The organism is Sphingopyxis sp. Geo48 (assembly GCF_949769155.1).
In the GTDB taxonomy this organism is placed as follows: domain Bacteria; phylum Pseudomonadota; class Alphaproteobacteria; order Sphingomonadales; family Sphingomonadaceae; genus Sphingopyxis.
This window is the reverse complement of the sequence record NZ_CATKPA010000002.1, coordinates 765,740-782,867: the sequence shown is the minus strand read 5'-3', so window position 1 is coordinate 782,867 and position 17,128 is coordinate 765,740. Positions and strand designations below refer to the sequence as shown.

At 65.0% G+C, this 17,128-nt stretch carries 16 protein-coding genes and 1 tRNA gene; 9 read left to right on the top strand and 8 right to left on the bottom strand.

Translation table 11 applies throughout. From position 1 onward, the window contains the following. Positions 1 to 23: 23 nt before the first annotated feature. The gene (gene mobA / locus QOL79_RS10540; RefSeq protein ID WP_283419569.1) at positions 24 to 572 is read right to left on the bottom strand and encodes a molybdenum cofactor guanylyltransferase; all 549 of its coding nucleotides are present in this window, start codon (positions 570 to 572) and stop codon (positions 24 to 26) included. After that, positions 565 to 1,893: an MFS transporter gene (locus QOL79_RS10535; protein ID WP_283419568.1), complete on the bottom strand. Its 1,329-nt coding sequence runs from the start codon at positions 1,891 to 1,893 to the stop codon at positions 565 to 567. Before QOL79_RS10535 ends, mobA begins: the two co-directional genes overlap by 8 nt. A gap of 155 nt (positions 1,894 to 2,048) precedes the next feature. On the opposite strand from QOL79_RS10535, the gene cyoA reads away from it, so the two are divergent. From cyoA to QOL79_RS10490, 9 genes are all read left to right on the top strand, one after another. Then, the gene (gene cyoA / locus QOL79_RS10530) at positions 2,049 to 3,224 is read left to right on the top strand and encodes a ubiquinol oxidase subunit II (RefSeq protein ID WP_283419567.1); all 1,176 of its coding nucleotides are present in this window, start codon (positions 2,049 to 2,051) and stop codon (positions 3,222 to 3,224) included. Positions 3,225 to 3,241: 17 nt separating this feature from the next. Further along, a complete protein-coding gene (gene cyoB / locus QOL79_RS10525) occupies positions 3,242 to 5,248 on the top strand; it encodes a cytochrome o ubiquinol oxidase subunit I (RefSeq protein ID WP_283419566.1) in 2,007 nt (668 codons plus the stop codon). Positions 5,249 to 5,252: 4 nt separating this feature from the next. After that, positions 5,253 to 5,879: a cytochrome o ubiquinol oxidase subunit III gene (gene cyoC, locus QOL79_RS10520; RefSeq protein WP_282947695.1), complete on the top strand. Its 627-nt coding sequence runs from the start codon at positions 5,253 to 5,255 to the stop codon at positions 5,877 to 5,879. After that, positions 5,876 to 6,241 carry a cytochrome o ubiquinol oxidase subunit IV gene (gene cyoD / locus QOL79_RS10515; protein WP_282947697.1) on the top strand — a complete coding sequence of 122 codons (366 nt, stop codon included), beginning with the start codon at positions 5,876 to 5,878 and terminating at the stop codon, positions 6,239 to 6,241. The genes cyoC and cyoD overlap by 4 nt, the downstream gene beginning before the upstream one ends. Then, positions 6,238 to 6,939: an SURF1 family protein gene (locus QOL79_RS10510; RefSeq protein WP_283419565.1), complete on the top strand. Its 702-nt coding sequence runs from the start codon at positions 6,238 to 6,240 to the stop codon at positions 6,937 to 6,939. Before cyoD ends, QOL79_RS10510 begins: the two co-directional genes overlap by 4 nt. Next, positions 6,939 to 8,255: an ATP-binding protein gene (locus QOL79_RS10505; RefSeq protein WP_283419564.1), complete on the top strand. Its 1,317-nt coding sequence runs from the start codon at positions 6,939 to 6,941 to the stop codon at positions 8,253 to 8,255. Before QOL79_RS10510 ends, QOL79_RS10505 begins: the two co-directional genes overlap by 1 nt. Next, positions 8,252 to 8,785, top strand: coding sequence for a response regulator transcription factor (locus QOL79_RS10500; protein ID WP_204994185.1), 534 nt, complete (start codon positions 8,252 to 8,254; stop codon positions 8,783 to 8,785). The genes QOL79_RS10505 and QOL79_RS10500 overlap by 4 nt, the downstream gene beginning before the upstream one ends. Beyond that, on the top strand, positions 8,785 to 9,696 hold the full coding sequence (locus tag QOL79_RS10495; RefSeq protein ID WP_204994184.1) for a LysR family transcriptional regulator: 912 nt from the start codon (positions 8,785 to 8,787) through the stop codon (positions 9,694 to 9,696). The genes QOL79_RS10500 and QOL79_RS10495 overlap by 1 nt, the downstream gene beginning before the upstream one ends. 95 nt (positions 9,697 to 9,791) lie before the next feature. Continuing rightward, positions 9,792 to 11,036 (top strand): acyl-CoA dehydrogenase family protein, encoded by a 1,245-nt coding sequence (locus QOL79_RS10490; protein WP_283419563.1) that lies wholly within the window; start codon positions 9,792 to 9,794, stop codon positions 11,034 to 11,036. A 343-nt stretch (positions 11,037 to 11,379) separates the two neighbouring features. Here QOL79_RS10490 and QOL79_RS10485 read toward each other — a convergent pair. The 6 genes from QOL79_RS10485 to QOL79_RS10460 form a co-directional block, all read right to left on the bottom strand. Further along, positions 11,380 to 11,455: transfer RNA gene (locus tag QOL79_RS10485), tRNA-Lys, on the bottom strand. 112 nt (positions 11,456 to 11,567) lie between these two features. After that, a complete protein-coding gene (rodA, locus tag QOL79_RS10480; RefSeq protein ID WP_058456600.1) occupies positions 11,568 to 12,674 on the bottom strand; it encodes a rod shape-determining protein RodA in 1,107 nt (368 codons plus the stop codon). Further along, positions 12,671 to 14,578: a penicillin-binding protein 2 gene (gene mrdA / locus QOL79_RS10475; protein WP_058456601.1), complete on the bottom strand. Its 1,908-nt coding sequence runs from the start codon at positions 14,576 to 14,578 to the stop codon at positions 12,671 to 12,673. Before mrdA ends, rodA begins: the two co-directional genes overlap by 4 nt. Before the next feature lie 9 nt (positions 14,579 to 14,587). Beyond that, on the bottom strand, positions 14,588 to 15,109 hold the full coding sequence (mreD, locus tag QOL79_RS10470) for a rod shape-determining protein MreD (RefSeq protein WP_204993042.1): 522 nt from the start codon (positions 15,107 to 15,109) through the stop codon (positions 14,588 to 14,590). Further along, positions 15,106 to 16,011, bottom strand: a complete 906-nt coding sequence (mreC, locus tag QOL79_RS10465) for a rod shape-determining protein MreC (RefSeq protein ID WP_058456603.1) — start codon at positions 16,009 to 16,011, stop codon at positions 15,106 to 15,108. Before mreC ends, mreD begins: the two co-directional genes overlap by 4 nt. A gap of 17 nt (positions 16,012 to 16,028) precedes the next feature. Next, on the bottom strand, positions 16,029 to 17,075 hold the full coding sequence (locus QOL79_RS10460) for a rod shape-determining protein (RefSeq protein WP_058456604.1): 1,047 nt from the start codon (positions 17,073 to 17,075) through the stop codon (positions 16,029 to 16,031). Positions 17,076 to 17,128: the final 53 nt, after the last annotated feature.

The following is a 17,128-nucleotide window of genomic DNA, read 5'->3' as shown; positions in this document are numbered from 1 at the left end:
GCGCCTGCAGGCTTGGCAACCGGTCAGCGGCGATCGAGATGCGCGAGATCGGCGGGGCGGTTGACGTTGACGATTCGACCGCCTGCGGAGACAGGGATGGCGCCGATTTCATCGGTCCAGGCGCGCATTGCACGCGGCTTCCCGGACGCCAGCCAGCCTTCGAGCCGCGCCGCGTCGGCGACTGGCCAGATGCCGATCACGGGGCAGGAATCGACATATGCGGCTTTATCCTGCGCGCAGAGCCTGTCGAGCAGATCCGGCGGAATGTCAGGGGTATCGCAGGGGAGCGACAGGATGCGGTCGCAGCCCTGTTCCTGCGCCGCGAACAACGCTCCGGCAAGGCCGCCCAGCGGGCCGAGGCCGGGTTCCGGCCGGTCGGGCACGCGGACGTGCGCGGGATGATCGCGTCCCGAAACGAAGATGACGTCGCAATGCTGCGCCAGCGCAGCGACCGACCAGTCGACGAGCGATCGCCCGCGCCACAGCGCCGCCGCCTTGTCGCTGCCGAAGCGTTCCGACCGGCCGCCGGCGAGGACGACGCCGGCGGTTCGTGTCTTGGACCCGTCAGTCAATCGTGCGCGCCAGTTCGCGGTTGAGCCACAGCGCGACGAGCGTGCCGATCGCGCCGGAGAGCAGATAGCCGCCTGCCGCAAGCAGACCGAACTCGCTCGACAACCACAGCGCGACCATCGGCGCGAAGCCCGCGCCGAACAGCCAGGCGAGGTCCGAGGTCAGCGACGAACCCGTATAGCGATGGCGCGGCGAGAAATTCGACGACAGCGCCCCCGACGACTGGCCGAACGACAGGCCGAGGATCAAGAAGCCGAGGATCATGAATGCCGCTTCGCCGGCCTCGCCCGCCGCCAGGAGTTGCGGTGCGAACCCGCTGAACGCCGCGATTGCCGCCGCCGTGCCGCCCAGAAGCGTGCGGCGGCCAATACGGTCGGCGAGATACCCCGAGGCGATGATCGACAGCACGCCGACCACCGCCGCGATCGCCTCGATCATAAGGAAGCGGATCGGCGTTTCCTCGGTGAACAGGAAGACCCACGACAGCGGGAACACCGTCACCATATGGAACATCGCGAAGCTCGCGAGCGGCGCGAAGGCGCCCATCGCGATGACCCGCCATTCCGACCTCACCGTGTCGGTGATCGTCGCGGGTTCGAGTTCGCGATCCTCGAAGAGTTCGGCATATTCGGGCGTCACGACGATTCGCAGCCGCGCGAACAGCGCGACGACGTTGATCGCGAAGGCGACGAAGAAGGGGTAGCGCCAGCCCCAGTCGAGGAAATCCTCGGCAGGCAGGGCGGCGATCAGGAACATGAACAGCAGGCTCGCGACGATCAGGCCGAGCGGTGCGCCCAATTGCGGGATCATCGCATACCAGCCGCGTTTGCCCTCGGGCGCGTTGACCGCGAGCAGCGAGGCGAGGCCGTCCCACGATCCGCCGAGCGCGACGCCTTGGCCCATGCGGAACAGCGCGAGCAGCAGCGCCGCGCCGATGCCTGCCGAATGATAGCTCGGCACGAACGCGATCGCCGCGGTCGAGCCGCCGAGCAGGAAAAGCGCGATCGTCAGCTTGGCGCCGCGGCCATAAGTCCGGTCGATCCACGAAAAGATGAAGGTGCCGACCGGGCGCGCGAGGAAGGCGAGCGAGAAGATCGCGAACGACCAGAGCGTGCCCTCCAACGGATCGAGATGCGGGAACACCAGCTTGGGAAACACCAGAACCGACGCGATGGCGTAAACGAAAAAGTCGAAAAATTCCGACGTCCGGCCTATGATGACGCCGATGGCGATTTCGGCGGGAGAAATCGGATGGCCGTCGGTGTGAAGCGCGCGGGCATCGCGTTCGGCCGGGGTCGTCGAGGGCGCGGTTTCGGCAGACATAGTTGGCGTCCTGCTGCTGGCGCCGGTTTGCGGCGCGAGTCGATCATAGGGCAAAAGCGCCCGTTATGAAATTGCCCCTGCGCGATGATCGGCGCTCGCGGGATTGGACAAAATGTCCTATGTGCAGTGCAACAAAGGAGGCCTAGGCGCGCGTCATGCCAAGCAATCTCCCTCGTTCCTTCGCCCGGATCCGGCGGCTTGCGCCGTTTGCCGCGCTGCCGCTGCTCTCGGGCTGCGGTCTGGTCGTCCTTGACCCCGCGGGCGACATCGCGCGCCAGCAAGGCAATCTGATCGTCATTTCGACCGTGCTGATGCTGCTGATCATCGTTCCGGTCATGGCGCTGACGATCTTTTTTGCGTGGCGCTACCGGGCGAACAACAAGGAGGCGACCTACAAGCCCGACTGGGACCATTCGACCCAGCTCGAGCTGGTCATCTGGTCGGCGCCGCTGCTGATCATCATCTGCCTCGGCGCACTGACCTGGGTCGCGACGCACCTGCTCGATCCCTATCGCCCGCTTGCGACGACGCCCGAACGGGTCGTCGCGGCCGACGCCAAGCCGCTCGACGTCAATGTCGTCGCGCTCGACTGGAAATGGCTGTTCATCTACCCCGAACAGGGTGTTGCGACGGTCAACGAATTGGCGCTGCCGGTCAATCGTCCGGTGCGCTTCCGCATCTCGGCCTCGTCGGTGATGAACAGCTTCTACATCCCGGCGCTCGCGGGGCAGATCTATGCCATGCCGGGCATGGAAACGAAGCTGCACGGAATTTTCGACAAGACCGGCGAGTATGAAGGCTTTTCCGCCAATTATTCGGGCGCCGGCTTCTCGCATATGCGCTTCGCGGTGAAGAGCCTGCCGGCCGCCGATTTCGACAAATGGGTCGCCGATGCCAAGGCGTCGACCGATGGCGGCCTTGATCGCGCGACCTATCTCAAGCTCGAAGTGCCCAGCGAGAAGGAGCCGGTGCGCCATTTCGCCACCGTCGACCCGCAGCTTTTCGACGCGGTGGTCAACATGTGCGTCGAACCCGGCAAGATGTGCATGCACGACATGATGGCGATCGACGCCCGGGGCGGCGCGGGCATTGCGGGCATCCAGAATGTCCGCTCGGTCGCCTATGACAAGTTCGCCGCGCGCGGCACCGGCAGCCTCGCGGGCTGGAGCGTGCGTTATGTCGCGGCGCTGTGCAGCCAGCAGATGAAGTCGGCCGACCGCCCCGACGCCAGGCCGGTGAACCCGGCGCCGCTGAAGGGCGAGGGGCTCTCGCGTCCGGGCGAAGCCGAGCGCACGGCGCTGAATACCTCCACCCCCCGACCGATGTCCTGAAGGCAGCCGAGATTGTCATGACCCCGACCCCGCTTCCAGCAACCGACCCCATTTTCGGCAAGCTGTCGCTCGCGGCGCTGCCGCTGCACGAACCGATCCTGATCTTCACCTTCCTCGGCGTCGCCGTCGGCGGCCTCGTCGTGCTCGGCCTGATCACCAGATATCGCCTGTGGGGCTATTTGTGGAAGGAGTGGTTCACCACCGTCGACCACAAGCGCATCGGGATCATGTACATGATCCTTGGCCTCATCATGTTCCTGCGCGGTTTCGCCGACGCGATCATGATGCGCCTGCAGCAGGCGATGGCGTTCGGCGGGTCCGAGGGCTATCTGCCCGCGCACCACTATGACCAGGTGTTCACCGCGCACGGCGTGATCATGATCTTCTTCGTGGCGATGCCGTTCATCACCGGCCTGATGAACTATATCGTCCCGCTGCAGATCGGCGCGCGCGACGTCAGCTTTCCGTTCCTCAACAATTTCAGCTTCTGGATGACTGCCGCGGGCGCCGCGCTGACGATGATTTCGCTGTTCGTCGGCGAATATGCGCAGACCGGCTGGCTTGCCTATCCGCCGTTGTCGGGGATCGCCTACAGCCCCAATGTGGGGGTCGATTATTATATCTGGGGGCTTCAGATAGCGGGGGTGGGCACGACCTTGTCGGGCATCAACCTGATCGTGACGATCCTGAAGCTGCGCGCGCCGGGCATGGGCCTGATGAAGATGCCGGTCTTTACCTGGACCTCGCTCTGTTCGAACATTCTGATCGTTGCGAGCTTCCCGATCCTGACCGCGACGCTCGCGCTGCTCAGCCTCGACCGCTATGCGGGCACGAACTTCTTCACCAACGATCTCGGCGGCTCGCCGATGATGTATGTGAACCTGATCTGGATCTGGGGACACCCCGAGGTCTATATCCTGATCCTGCCGCTGTTCGGCGTGTTCAGCGAAGTCACCTCGACCTTCTCGGGCAAGAAGCTCTTCGGCTACACGTCGATGGTCTATGCGACGGTGTGCATCACCATCCTGTCCTACCTCGTCTGGCTGCACCATTTCTTCACCATGGGTTCGGGCGCCAGCGTCAACAGCTTCTTCGGCATCACGACGATGGTGATCTCGATCCCGACGGGCGCGAAGCTCTTCAACTGGCTTTTCACCATGTACCGCGGCCGCATCCGCTTCGAACTGCCGATGATGTGGACGATCGCCTTCATGCTGACCTTCGTCGTCGGCGGCATGACCGGCGTGCTGCTCGCTGTCCCGCCCGCCGACTTCGTGCTGCACAATTCGCTGTTCCTCATCGCGCATTTCCACAACGTGATTATCGGCGGCGTGCTGTTCGGGCTTTTCGCGGCGATCAACTATTGGTGGCCGAAGGCCTTCGGGTTCAAGCTGAACGTCTTCTGGGGCAAGGTCAGCTTCTGGTGCTGGGTGGTCGGCTTCTGGCTTGCTTTCATGCCGCTCTATATTCTTGGCCTGATGGGCGTGACGCGGCGGATGCGCGTATTCGACGACCCGAGTCTCCAGATATGGTTCGTCATTGCCGCGATCGGTGCGGGGGTGATTGCCTGCGGAATCGCCGCGATGCTGATCCAGTTCGGCGTGAGCATCTGGAAGCGACAGGAACTGGTCGACAACAGCGGCGACCCCTGGCACGGCCGCACACTCGAATGGGCGACCAGTTCGCCGCCGCCCGACTATAATTTCGCCTTCACGCCGGTGATCCACAATCTCGATGCGTGGCACGATATGAAGACGCGCGGGCACGAACGCCCGGTCGGCGGCTTCCGCGATATTCATATGCCGAGCAATACGGGGACGGGGATCATCCTTGCCGGTTTCTGCCTGGCGATGGGCTTTGCGCTGGTCTGGCATATCTGGTGGCTGGTGATCGCCAGCTTCGCCGCGACCATCGCCTATGCGATCTTCCACACCTTCAACTACAAGCGCGACTTCGACATCCCGGCGGCCACGGTCGCCGCAGTCGAAGAGGCGCGCACCCGCCAGCTGGCGGCCGGAGCCTGATCCGATGAGCGCAAACACCGTCACTGCGGGCGATCCTGTCCGGTTCTACGACCTCGACGAGCACGCCCATCCCGAGGGGCACAGCACGATGCTGGGCTTCTGGATCTACCTGATGAGCGACTGCCTCATCTTCGCGATCCTGTTCGCCTGCTTCGCGGTGCTCGGCGGCAATTATGCCGCCGGCCCGGCGCCGAAGGATCTGTTCGACCTGCCGCTCGTCGCGCTCAACACCGCGATGCTGCTCTTCTCGTCGATCACCTACGGCTTTGCGGTGCTGCAGATGCAGCAGGGCAAGGTGAAGGGCGTCCAGCTCTGGCTCGCGATCACGGGTCTGTTCGGCCTCGCGTTCCTTGGCATCGAGCTTTACGAGTTCCATCATCTGATCGAGATCGGCGCGACGCCGCAGCGCAGCGCCTTCCTGTCGAGCTTCTTCACTTTGGTCGGCACGCACGGGCTGCACGTCACCTTCGGCATCGTCTGGCTGGTCGTGCTGATGGTCCAGCTCGGCAAGCATGGTCTGATCGCCGCGAACAAGCGCCGCGTGATGTGCCTCAGCATGTTCTGGCATTTCCTCGACGTCGTCTGGATCGGCGTCTTCACCATTGTCTATCTGATGGGAGTGCTGCGATGAGCGCCGATCCCCACGCCGCCGGTCATGACGAGATCGAGCTGCCGCACGCGTCGATGCGCGACTATGTGATCGGCTTCGTCCTGTCGGTGATCCTGACCGCCATTCCCTTCTGGCTGGTGATGGAGCGGCCGTTCTCGGCGGGAGCAACCGCGGCGATCATCATGGCGTTCGCGGCGGTGCAGATCGTCGTGCACATGATTTTCTTCCTTCACATGTCGCCAAAGGCCGAGGGCGGCTGGTCGATCACTTCGCTGACCTTCACGATCATCGTCGTGGTGATCATGCTCGCGGGCTCGCTGTGGGTGATGCACCATCTCAACACCAACATGATGCCGCCGCACGATGTGAGCCAATTGCCGTGACGCGCGCCCGCCGGGCGGCCTTCGCCGCCGCGGCGCTGGTTGCGGCGGCGTGCCTCGCGGCGCTCGGTATCTGGCAGGTCGAACGGCGGGCGTGGAAGCATGAACTGGTCGCGGCGGTCGATGCGCGCATTCATGCACCGCCGGTTGCGGCGCCCGGTCCAGGTCGATGGCCGACGATCAATGCGAAGGACGACGCCTATAGGCGCGTGAGCGCAACCGGGCGCTTCCTTCACGACCGCGAAACCCTGGTGCAGGCGGTTACGGAGCGCGGCGCGGGCTATTGGGTGCTGACGCCACTGGAGACGCCGGACTTCACCTTGCTCGTCAATCGCGGCTTTGTGCCGAAGGACCGCAAAGCAACCGCGGCGCGAGCGACAGGCAATCCGCCCGGCGAGGTCGAGGTTACCGGATTGCTCCGCGTCACCGAACCGGGCGGTGCCTTCCTGCGCACGAACGATCCCGCCGCGAACCGCTGGTATTCGCGCGACGTCGCAGCGATCGCGAAGGCGAGGGGGCTTGGGGAGACCGCGCCCTATTTCGTCGATGCCGATGGCGCGCCCAACCGTGGCGGCTACCCGGTGGGCGGGCTCACCATCGTCCGCTTTCCCGACAATCACCTGGTCTATGCGCTGACATGGTTCACGCTTTGCGCGCTCAGCCTCTTTTTTGCGTGGCGGCTGTGGCGTATCCGGGATTGATGACCAGTACCGCAACCCTGCCGACCGTGGCGGCCGAGGCCCCCGCCGAAGCGAATGCCGGCCGCCGCAACATGGCGCTGCTGATCCAGCTCCGCTGGCTCGCCGTGGGCGGGCAACTCGCGACGATCGGTATCGTGACCGGGCCGATGGGGATTTCGCTTCAGCGGGCGCCGCTGCTCGCTGCAGTCCTTGTCCTGATCGCGATCAATTTCGCCAGTCTCACCCTGCTCCGCCGCGGGCGCGCGGTGACGAACGCCGAACTGACGGCCGTGCTGCTCTTCGACGTCGCAGCGCTTGGCTGGCAACTCCATCACAGCGGCGGTCTGGCCAATCCCTTCGCCTCGCTGTTCCTGTTGCAGGTCGTGATCGGCGCGATGTTGCTGACCCCGGCATCGTCGTGGGCGATTGTGGTCGCGGCACTGGCGGCCATCGGGGTGCTTGCGGTCGACCCGACGCCGCTCCTGCTGCCCCCTTCCTATGCCGCCGATCCGATGGGGCTCTACCTCAAGGGCAGCCTCGTCTGCTTCCTGCTGATCGCGGTGCTGCTCGTCGCGTTCGTGACGCGGATCAGCCGCAATTTGCGCGAGCGCGACGCTGCGCTCGCCGCGAGTCGCCAGCGTGCGGTGGAGGAGGACCATATCGTGCGCATGGGATTGCTCGCCTCGGGCGCGGCGCATGAACTCGGCACCCCGCTGTCGACCTTGTCGGTGCTGATCGGTGACTGGAAGACGGCGCCGGCGATCGCCCGCGATACCGAATTGCAACAGGATCTGGCCGACATGGATGCGGCGGTGCGGCGCTGCAAGGCGATCGTCAGCGGCATATTGATGTCGGCGGGCGAGGCACGCGGCGAGGCGCCGCAGGTCACGACGATGCGCGCCTTTCTGACCGCCCTGGTCGAGGAGGCGCGGGCGGGGCGAATGCCGGGGACGGTCGAATTCAACGACCTGTTCGGTGCCGACCTCGCGATCATCTCGGACCCTGCGTTGCGGCAGGTGATCGGTAATGTGCTAGACAATGCCTCCGAAGTCTCGCCCGAATGGATCGCCCTCACCGCGTCGCGCGACGGCGGTATGGCGGTGATCGAGATTTCGGATCGCGGGCCGGGATTCAACGACGAGATGATCGAGCGCTTCGGCCAACCCTATAGTTCGACAAAAGGGCGGCCGGGCGGCGGGCTGGGACTGTTCCTGCTCGTCAATGTGCTGCGCAAGCTTGGCGGCAGCGCCAGCGTCGCCAACCGCGATGCCGGCGGCGCGGTGGTGCGCGTGATCCTGCCGCTGTCGGCGGTCGCCGCCGAAGGAGAGTCGGTGTGAGTGGCCGGCGGCAACTGCTGATCGTCGAGGATGACGATGTCTTCGCGCGGACGCTGAAGCGTTCGTTCGAAAAGCGCGACTATGCGGTGCGGGTCGCGTCGAGTCCCGAGGAGACGAAGGCGTTGCTTGGCGACTGGCAGCCGGGCTTTGCGGTCGTCGATCTGAAACTCGGCAATGCTTCGGGGCTTGCCTGCGTCCAGATGCTGCGCGCAGTCGATCCCGCTATGCGTATCGTGGTGCTGACCGGCTTCGCCAGCATCGCGACCGCGGTCGAGGCGATCAAATTGGGGGCGTCCTATTATCTCGCCAAGCCGTCGAACACCGACGATATCGAAGCGGCGTTCGACCGGGCGGAAGGCGACGTCGATGCGCCGCTCGATGCCAGGCCGTCGTCGATCAAGACCGTCGAGTGGGAACATATCCATCAGACGCTGGTCGAGGCAAATTTCAACATTTCGGAGGCCGCGCGGCGGCTGGGGATGCATCGTCGCACATTGGCGCGGAAGCTCGAGAAACGGCAGGTGAAATAATGCGGCGGCTGGCACGCTTCGACCTTAACCTGCTGCAGATATTCGACGCGATCCATTCCAAAGGCGGCGTATCGGCGGCCGCGCGCCACCTCAACCTGTCACAGCCCGCGATCAGCCACGCGCTCGCGAAGCTGCGCGACGCCTTCGACGACCCGCTGTTCGTACGGCAGGGTAACAAGCTCGTGCCGACACCCGCGGCGCGCGCGATCGCCGGGCCGGTGCGCGAGGCGCTGCGCGGGCTCGACGCGGCGCTCGATGCGGCGGCATCCTTCGATCCGGTGCAGTCGACGCGCGAGTTCCGCATCGGCGTCCGATTGTCGGGCGAAATGCCGCGCTTCTCGTCGCTGGTTGGCCGCGTACGGCATGATGCGCCGCACGTCGCGCTCGCCAGCGTGACCTTCCGCCGCCGCGACCTGGTGACGGCGCTTGCGAACGGTGATCTAGACCTCGCGCTCGATGTTGCGCTTCCGACCGACGAGCGGCTGTGCCGCCACTTTCTCGGCACGGAGCCGCTCGTCGTCGTCGCACGCAAGGGCCATCCGCGCGTCGATGGCGCGATCGACCTCGATACCTATCTGGCGCTCGATCATGTCGTCGCGACGGCGCGTCCGCACGGCCCGGGGATCGAGGATATGGCGCTGGAGCGGATGGGGCTTGGCCGCCGGGTAGCCGTGCGCTGCCAACATGCGATTACCGCGTGGCAGATCATCGCCGGATCCGACATGCTCTATTCGCTGCCGCGCTCGCATGCCGAGGTGCTCGACGCGGTGTGGCCGATGCAACTTCTCGACCTGCCGCTGCCGGTCGATCGGGGCGGAACCTACCTCTACTGGCATCAGGCGGCGCAGGCCGACCCGGCGCTCGAATGGCTACGCAGGATCATCATCGACGAGATGGCCAAGCCCGACTGACTATTCGTCAGACGAATACCATATATTCCGACCTATCATTTTGATCGATGATTGAGCGCGACTAGCATCGCGCCAGCTTCAGCGGAGAGCCGTCCATGACCGAAATCGAACTTCAAGCCGAACTCAACGACCTGCGTATGTCGAAGGATGCTCAGCCGCTCTTCGACGCTGTGAAACGTCATATCGCAGAGAATGTCGACCCGATTACCGAAGAATTCTTCCGTTTGGGCGAGAATCGCGCTGATCGCTGGAGCTGGGCGCCGGGCCAGCTCGAACTGCTCGAAGAGGCGAAGAACAAGGCAAAGGCCGCGGGCCTCTGGAACTTCTTCCTCCCTCACGGCGACACGGGAACGCCGCTCAGCAACCTCGACTATGCCTATATCGCGGCCGAACTCGGCAAGTCGCCGCTCGCATCGGAATCGCTGAACTGCTCGGCGCCTGACACCGGCAATATGGAAGTGCTCGAAATGGTCGGCACGCCCGACCAGAAGGAGCGCTGGCTGAAGCCGCTGCTCAACGGAGAAATCCGCTCGGCCTATGTGATGACCGAGCCCGGCGTCGCCTCGTCGGATGCCAGCAATCTGGAAACGAGCGCGGTACTCGACGGCGACGAATGGGTGATCAACGGCGAGAAATATTTCATCAGCGGCGCCGGCGATCCGCGCTGCAAAATCCTCATCTGTATGCTCAAGACCAATCCGGAGGCGTCGCGGAAGGGCCAGCATTCGCAAATCCTGGTGCCGATGGATACGCCGGGGGTGAAGGTTCTCGGCCCGATGCGCGTGTTCGGCGCCGACCATGCGCCGCAGGGACATATGCACATGCGGTTCGACAATGTCCGCGTGCCGCGCGAGAATATTCTGCTCGGCGAGGGCCGGGGGTTCGAGATTTCGCAGATGCGCTTGGGGCCGGGCCGTATCCATCACTGCATGCGTACCATCGGCAAGGCCGAGGTCGCGCTCGACCTGATGGTAAAGCGCGGCAACTCGCGCACTGCCTTCGGCAAGCCGCTGTCGCAGCTCGGCAAGAATCTGGAAGTCATCGCGCGAGCGCGCTGCGATATCGAAGCGATGCGCCTGATCGTGCTCAAGGCCGCCAAGGCGATGGACCTGCTCGGCAACCGCGAGGCGCGGGTCTGGGTGAGCATGGCGAAGGCGATGATCCCCGAGCGCGCATGCCAGATCATCGACCAGGCGATCCAGATCCACGGCGCGACGGGCATCTCGCACTGGACCCCGCTTGCCGAGCTTTATGCCGATGTGCGCCATCTGCGCTTCGCCGACGGTCCCGACGAGGTCCATTACATGGTCGTCGGCCGCGACGAACTCGGCCGGCACTGACCACGATTTCGCGGGAGGTGGCGGGGAGGGGGTGCGGCCTTCCAACCTTGCCGCGGCGAATTGTGCCACCGTGCCCCCGCCGTCACGATCCGTCGGGCCGTGAAGGCGGGGCTGTATCCATGCTGGATAGGGATGCAATAGCCGGCAACGAGCGGCCGCTGCCAAGCCGCCGCGCCACGAATGCGTCGCCGCTGTTCCGGTCCTCCGGGATGGAGGGCAGCAGAAGAAGCCCTTCATTCGCGGTTTCGCCCGGAGGTCACAAAAATGGTGACAGTTCGGAGCCGCCAAGGCTCAGGCTCGTGACCGGCACCGACCTAAGTCGTTTAATAGTAAAGGAAAGAAATGGTGGACGCACTAGGGCTCGAACCTAGGACCCGCTGATTAAGAGTCAGCTGCTCTACCAACTGAGCTATGCGTCCACATGCCGGTTTCGGCATTCTTCGGCGGGGCCGGGAAACTCCCTGTCTCGCGAAGAGAGCGCGCCGCTATCATGGTGTTTCGGGCTTGGCAATGCCCAATTGCAGATTTTCTTCAATGAAAGCGGCGTGTCCCGGTTTTGCTGTCGTTTTCGATCGCCAGGATGATGCCGACGCACGTCATGATCGTCAGCATCGACGAACCGCCGTAGGAAAAGAGCGGCAGCGGGATGCCGACGACGGGCGCCATGCCCATCACCATCGACAGGTTGATCGCGATGTAGAAAAAGATCGTCATCGTGAGCCCCGCCGCGGTGAGCTGGCCGAAGCGCGTCCGGGCACGGAGCGCGACGCGCGTGCCCCAGCGCAGCAGCAGGAAGAAGGCGAAGAGCAGCGCCAGGCCACCGATCAGTCCCCATTCTTCCGCCATCGTTGCGAAGATGAAGTCGGTGTGGCCTTCGGGGAGATAGTCGAGATGGCTCTGCGACCCGTTAAGGAAACCCTTGCCGCCGATCCCGCCCGAACCGATCGCGATCTTCGACTGGCTGATATGATAGCCTGCGCCCAGGGGGTCGCTTTCGGGGTCGAGGAAGATCAGGACGCGCTTCTGCTGATAGTCATGCAGCATCGAGAAGAGGATGGGCAATGCCGCGACGCCGGCACCCGCTGCGCTGCCGAACCACCAGAAGGGAAGGCCCGCGACGAACATCACCACGACGCCGCCGATCGAAATCGCGAGCGCCGTGCCGAGGTCGGGCTGGAGCATGACGAGTGCCGCCGGAAAGCCGATCGCGAGGAGGGCGGGCCAGAGCGCGGTGAAGGTGCGCGTGTTGCCCGGGGGTAGCTGCGTATAGAAGCGTGCAAGCGCGATCACGATCGCGACTTTCATCAGCTCGGATGGCTGGAGGTTGATGAAGCCGAGGTTCAGCCATCGTTGGCTGCCGCCGCCGACGAAGCCGAGCAGTTCGACCGCCATCAGCAGCGCGAGCACCCCGATATAGCCGATATAGGCGAAATCCTCGAAGAGACGGAGCGGGAGGCGTCCGATCACGAGCGCGGCGCCCAGAAAGACGAGGAAGCGGACACCCTGCTGCCACGCCCAAGGCGACCAGTTGCCGCCCGCCGCCGAATAGAGGACGAGCAGGCCGAAGCCGCAGATAGCCGCCAAAAGCGCCATGAGCTTCCAGGGGAAGCGCTGGATCGCGGGTGGAACCGGGATCATTGGGCGAGGCCCGGATCGGGCGCCGCAATGCCGGCCTTCCAGGCGGCGTAGTTGCGGTCCATGCGTTCCTTGATCGTGCCGCCCCAGCCGGCCTCGAAGGTCTCGAGCGCCTCCATCCCCTTTTCGCGATCGTAGATGAAGGTTAAGACGTCCTTGGCGACGGGCGCCGCGGCGCGGCTGCCGCCCATGCCATGCTCGATAATGACCGAAATCGCGTAGCGGGGATTGTCGACCGGTGCGAAGCCGATGAACAGGCCGTGGTCGCGAAAGCGCCACGTCCCCCCCTTGCCGTTACCGGTGTTGAGGCCTCGCACCTGCGCGGTGCCGGTCTTGCCCGCCATCGCGATGCCATCGAGCGGCAGGCGGCTGCGCCCGGCGGTGCCGCCCGGCCCATTGACGACGAGGTTCATGCCTTCGCGTGCTGTGGCCAGCGCCTCGGCAGAGAAGGGGAGGGCCTCGTTCTTGAATTGCCGGTTGACGAGGCGCGGATAGAGGCGGCGGCCCGACGCGATGCGCGATGCCATGACGGCGAGCTGGAGCGGGTTCACGCTGACATAGCCCTGGCCGATGACCGCGTTCAGCGAGTCCGATGCCGACCATGGCTGGTCATATTTCTTCATTTTCCAGGCGCTATCGGGGATCGTCCCGAAACGCTGGTTGCTGCCCGCGAGCTGGAATTCCTCGCCAAGCCCCATCAGGCGCGCGGTCGGCGCGATCGCATCATAGCCCAGCCGGTGGGCAACCCAGTAGAAATAGCTGTTGCAGCTTTTCATGATCGCGTGCGGCATGTCGAGGCTGCCATGCGTGCCAAGGCAGCGGAAGAAGCGGCTGCCGAGACGGTAGCCGCCGATGCAGGTGTGGCGCTCGCTGGGGTCGATGCCATGCTCGATCGCGGCGATCGCGGCCATCGGCTTCAGCGTCGATCCCGGCGGATAGAGGCCGCGCGTCGCCTTGTTGATCAGCGGCTGGTGATCGTCGGCGCGCAGCCAGCTATATTCCGAATTGCTGATCCCGTCCGAAAAGCTGTTCGGATCGAAGCTCGGCATCGAGACGAAGGCGAGGATGTCGCCGGTATGCGTGTCGATGACGACCGCCGCGCCGGACTCGGGGCCCATGCGCCGCGCGACATAGTCCTGCAGGTCGGCGTCGATGGTCAGGTGAACGGTCTTGCCCTGCACGTCGGGCTGGGTCGACAGTTCGCGCACGACCTTGCCACGCGCGGTGACCTCGACGCGTTTGGCGCCGGGCTTGCCGCGCAGCATCTGCTGGAAATATTTCTCGAGCCCGTCCTTGCCGGTCTTGTAGCCGGGGGTGATGTAGAGCGGGTCCTTGACCTTCTCATATTCCTCGGCGGTCGGCGCGCCGACATAGCCGATGAGGTGGCCGACGGCGGCGCCGGTCGGATAGTTGCGCGCGAACCCGCGCTGCGGCGCGACACCGGGCAGTTCCGGCAGGTGAACGAGGATCGACGAATATTCCTGCTCGGTCATATCCTCGGCGATCGCGACGGGCTGAAAGCCCGATGCGGCCTTCAGGTCGCGCTCGATTCGTTCCATCGCGTCATTGTCGAGGCGGAGCAGCGTCCGGAGCTGCCCGAGGACATTCTCCTTGTTGTGCAGCCGGTCGGGGATGATGTCGACGCGCAAGGACACGCGGTTGTTCGCAAGCGCCTTGCCGTTCCGGTCGACGATCCAGCCGCGGCGCGGCGGAACCAGCGTCAGATTGACGCGGTTGCTTTCCGCTTCGAGCACATAGCGTTCGTTGTCGATCACCGAAATATAGGCCATGCGCGCGGCGAGCGCCACGCCGACCGCCGCCTGCGCGCCGCCGACGACGAGCGCGCGGCGGGTGAAGGTGAAGCCGCGCCAGGCTTCGGTGATCGGGGGACTCTTTTTGCCAAACATGAAGGGGTTTTATCGACGTTTCAGGCGGAAATTGTCAAACTTGCCGGTGAGGCGAAGGAAGAGCGGGAGGAGCAGGATCGAAACGATGATTTGCGGCGCGACCAGGCCCAAAACGCGCCCGGTCTCGGCGTGCGGATGGGTGAGCAGCGCGGCGATCGCCTGGACGAGCGCGACGAGGAGCGCGCCGATCGCCCAGTCGTGGAAAAAGCCGCGCCAATAGATGCGCTGCGACAGATAGGCGATCGCGATGCTCGCCGCGGTCCACAGGAATACGGCCGTGCCGATCGGCGCGCCGCTGAACAGGTCGTCCCACAGGCCGAGGGGCAGGCCGATCCACACCGGCCACATCTCCGTCCGCAGCAGCTGCCAGCAGAGGAAGAACAGCAGGCCGAGCGGCGGCAGCACCGGCGAACTCGCGACCAAAGGCAGCATCAGCGGCAGCGCCGATGCGATCATCACCGTGGCGACCGGCACCGCGCGCATTCGCCACAGCGATGCCGGTTCGCCGAGACGCGGCCCTTTCTGGTTCATGGCGCCTTCGGAACCTCCGGCACCGCGTCGGCGTCGGGCTTCAGCAGCGCCTCGGCATTGTCGGGCGTATAGGGGCGAAGCACCGACACCGCGTCGACCTTCGCGGGGTCGGCGAGCGGGCGGGCGAGGGCGCCGTCGTCCTGGCGGCGGATGACGATCGCGACCGGGATGTTCGGCGGATAGAGGCCGCCGGTCCCTGAGGTGACGAGGATATCGCCGGGTTTGAACGGATTGTTCGCGATATTGAGCGTGCGGATGTCGAGATCGCCGTTGCCGCGGCCATAGGCAAGCGCGGGCAGGCCATCGCGCGCGCGGCGGACGGGGACGATATTGTCGATATCGGTGATCAGCAGTACCTGCGATACCGACGGCCCCGAGCCGAGGATGCGGCCGATCAGACCGTCGGCACCGCGCACCGGTTGACCCGCTGCGACACCCAGATTGCGCCCGATGCTGAGCAGCGCGATGCGCTTGCTGCTCGTCGAGGTCGAGGTGAGCAGATACCCGTTGGCGATCGCGGTCTTGTCGGCCTCCTGCAGTTTGAGCAGCGTCTTGAGCTGCCGGTTCTCTTCCTGCAGCGAGCTGGTTGCGACCAGCTGGCGGCGGGTCGCGGCGAGTTCCTTGCGGAGCCGGCGGTTCTGCGATCCTGCACCGACATAGGCGGAGACCGCATCATCGATGCCCGAGATCGAACCGATGACCGACCGGCTGGCGCGCGCGATCGGGGCCGTGACCTCGTGGCTCGCGACGCGCAGCGCAGCGAAGCCGACGGGATCGACGACCGACAGCACAGCCAGCAGCAAGCCCGCCACTGCCCCTGTCACCGCAATGACATAGGCAACGAACAGGCTGTACTGGGCCTTTCGGGATTGCCCCGGACGTCGATGTGCCGGGCGGACCACGGTGCGACGTTACCCGATCAGGCTTGCTGCAACACGCCGCGGAAGGCCGGATCCTCCATCGCGCGGCCGGTGCCGATCGCGACGCAGGTCAGCGGATCCTCGGCGACCGTGACGGGCAGGCCGGTCGCGTCGCGGAGCAGTTCGTCGAGCTCGGCGATCAGCGCACCGCCGCCGGTCAGCACGATTCCCTGGTCGACGATGTCGGCCGCGAGTTCGGGCGCGGTGTTCTCCAGCGCAATGCGGACGCCCTCGACAATCGTGCCGATCGGTTCGGACAGCGCCTCGGCGATCTGCGCCTGGTTGATCGAGATTTCCTTGGGCACGCCGTTGACGAGGTCGCGGCCCTTGATGTGGATCGTCATGCCGACGCCGTCGGCGGGGATGCGCGCGATGCCGAAATCCTTCTTGATCCGCTCCGCGGTCGCTTCGCCGATCAGCAGGTTATGGTGTCGGCGGACATAGGAGACGATCGCTTCGTCCATCTTGTCGCCGCCGGCGCGAACCGAGGTGGTGTAGGCAAGGCCGCGGAGCGAGAGCACCGCGACTTCGGTGGTGCCGCCGCCGATATCGACGACCATCGATCCGATCGGCTCGGTGACGGGCATGTCGGCGCCGATCGCGGCGGCCATCGGTTCCTCGATCAGCCACACTTCGCTGGCGCCCGCGTTCGACGCGGCGTCACGGATCGCGCGGCGTTCGACGCTGGTCGAGCCCGAGGGGACGCAGATCACGATTTCGGGGCTGCGGAACGCATTGGGCTTGCCGCCATGCACCTTGGTGATGAAGTGCTTGATCATCTGTTCGGCGACGTCGATGTCGGCGATGACGCCGTCACGCAGCGGACGGATCGCCTCGATGCTGTCGGGGGTCTTGCCCATCATCAGCTTCGCATCGTCGCCGACCGCCTTCACGCGCTTGATGCCGTTCAGCGTCTCGACCGCCACCACCGACGGCTCGTTGAGCACGATGCCCTTGCCGCGCACATAGACCACGGTGTTCGCGGTGCCGAGGTCGATAGCCATGTCTTGGGAATTGAATTTAAGCCAGCGAGAAAAGAAGGACATCTATACTGCTTCCTGTCATCGGCGCCGCCGGTCCAGGATGGACCGTGCCCCCG